This is a genomic window from Deltaproteobacteria bacterium (genome assembly GCA_016213065.1).
Lineage (GTDB): Bacteria > UBA10199 > UBA10199 > SPLOWO2-01-44-7 > SPLOWO2-01-44-7 > JACRBV01.
The window spans coordinates 1-2,313 of the sequence record JACRBV010000027.1 but is presented as its reverse complement, the minus strand read 5'-3'; the positions used below and the strand labels follow the sequence as shown (position 1 = coordinate 2,313).

The 2,313-nt window shown below is 47.1% G+C and carries 2 protein-coding genes; one reads left to right on the top strand and one right to left on the bottom strand.

What is annotated here, in order from left to right:
* Positions 1–202 precede the first annotated feature (202 nt).
* Positions 203–1,312 (bottom strand): transposase, encoded by a 1,110-nt coding sequence (locus HY877_01580; protein MBI5298973.1) that lies wholly within the window; start codon positions 1,310–1,312, stop codon positions 203–205.
* A gap of 305 nt (positions 1,313–1,617) precedes the next feature.
* Between HY877_01580 and HY877_01575 the strand changes: the two genes are divergently transcribed.
* A complete protein-coding gene (locus HY877_01575) occupies positions 1,618–2,160 on the top strand; it encodes a hypothetical protein (GenBank protein ID MBI5298972.1) in 543 nt (180 codons plus the stop codon).
* Positions 2,161–2,313 lie beyond the last annotated feature (153 nt).

Genomic DNA, 2,313 nt, shown 5'->3' with positions numbered 1-2,313 from the left:
TATGCTTATCCCTTTGACTCAGGTTGCGATTCTGTTTAAGCTAATGACGTGCCAAGACCTGTTTTTCCAAAGACGTTGAAAGAATTCCGTGAACGTTTCTCTCAGAAGGAATCTTGCTTTGAGTATTTGGCGCAAAGCGCCTTCCATAATTTTTCATTTTTATTTTTGAATTTTAAATTATTTCACTTGAGTTCTGCACATTTTATTGACTGATTCTTTTAAATTTTGACCATCGCAACATATTTTCAATTGAAACGGAATCTCTGAAATGACGAATCTTCTGACGGAATCCCCTCAAACGTTTTGGCGCCGACAAACTGACCAGGTTGTAAGCGATGATGACCAAAGTCCAGTGTGTTTGGGCTCCCTGCCAGGATCGCATAAACATGTGGCCGAAAGCCAAATGCTGTTTGATATCCTTGTGAAAGATTTCGATTCCAAAACGCTGTCGGTAAAGCTCGACCATTTCGGATTCGGTCATTTTGAGATTGTTGGTGATCAGAAATCTGACTTCCCGGGCCCCGCCTTTTGTGATGAACAAAAGAACGTTGCCCACCTTCGGCAGCCAGACGATTCGCTTGGCGACTTTGAGATGCCGTTTCTTGGAAAGCCGGACAGTTTTGTAAGTTCTTCGTCCCTTGGCCAGGTGACGGAGGGAAATCTTTTTGCCGGCGATTTCCAGAATACGATTGCATTTGATAGCCGCTACGAAAGTCCAGCCTGCTTCTATAATAGAGGTGAGGATCGGAGCACAGGTATACCAGCTGTCCATGAGCACGATGACAGAGGTGTGAAGTTGCCAACGAAGGTCTCGAAGAATACTTCCGGCCAATTCGATTTTGCTTTTGAACTCGCCCTTGGGCGAAGAAGCCTTTGGCCGGTAGCCTTCTACCGCCCAAGCCAGCCACTGGCCGGCGACCTTCAAAACACAAGTGACCACGCATTGGCCTTTGACCAACCCGTCGGCCGAATGATGAATGCCCAAGCCTTCGATCTTTTTGCCTTCTCTGGAACAGGTCGTATCGTCGATGACCGCCAAAACTTCTGGAGTTTTGTTGGCCATCTGAGCCAGAGTTTTCTGATTGGCGGCCTGAAGTCGCTCTTCTTTCTTGGCCGAACCGTTGAGGAAACGCTGGAGATTGTCGGGCAGCGTTTTGGAAACCTGACTGGCAATTTCGCGGGTCGAGTGAAACTTGACGAGCCAGATCAAACCTGTCAGGTAAACCAGAAAATGTTTGAGCTGGGGTTTCGTCAAAGCGCTCAAGAAATGTTTCAGAGCGGACGTAGTTTTTTGCGGGAGATGTTTTCCCATGGCTTCCGTGCCCTCCTTGCCTTGCTCGGCATAGGAGTTTTCGGCCGGAAGCCATTTTGTTTTCAGTAGTTATCATATTTGGTTACCTAAAATGTGCAGAACTCAAGGTTAAAGACATCGTTACATTATGTAAAACGATTAGTAACTGTTTACCCCGCTGAAGTAATGATGAGCCGTTTCCCCTCGCCCTCCCGCCGAAGGCGAGAGAGGGAGAGGGCCGGACGCGAAGCGCCGGGGTGAGGGTGGTCGGGCGTCGCCTGAAAAATATCCTTCAAAAATCTGCGAGTCAGGTCGTAGAAGTAATTGTGAAAAACGACCTACTTATTCTCACCGAGAAAACTAAAGAGGAATTGATCGATGAAATTCTCAGACTTCGCGAAGAAAACGAAAAACTTCGTCAAACCTTGGAAGCCAAAGAAAAAAGTCAGGCCCACAAAGAATTCCTGAAGAACCTCAGGCTGGCCCAAAAAGTTAAACACCCCAAAACTCCGGGACAAAAAGTGGGCCACGAAGGGCTCACCCGGATTAAACCAAGTCAAATCGATCACGTCATCGAAAGTAAACTTCGCAGTTGCCCCGATTGTCAAATGCCTTTAAGCAAAAGCCAGGAAGTCCTTGAGCATATTCAGGAAGACATTATTCCCGCCCACCGGGAAGTCACGTGTTTCAAGAAACACCGGTACTGGTGCCGGAGTTGTGAAAAAATCGTGACGGCACCCTACGCTCCGGAAGAAGTACCTCACGGTTACCTGGGTCCGAACATTCTTGTTCAAACCGTGATTCTTAAATATCATCACGGTCTTCCTTTTAATAACTTGAGTTCTGCAATTTTTGGAAACTGCATATAGAGTTTGTTCGGTTTTTTGTAGGGGCGGACCCCTGTGTCCGCCCCACCCCGAACGGCAATATCGGGTGGTGGGGCAGAAATGGGAGTCTGCCCCTACAAACCAAAAACTTCTTTTTTTCGATCCAAAAAGTGCAGTACTCAAGACAAGTATTAT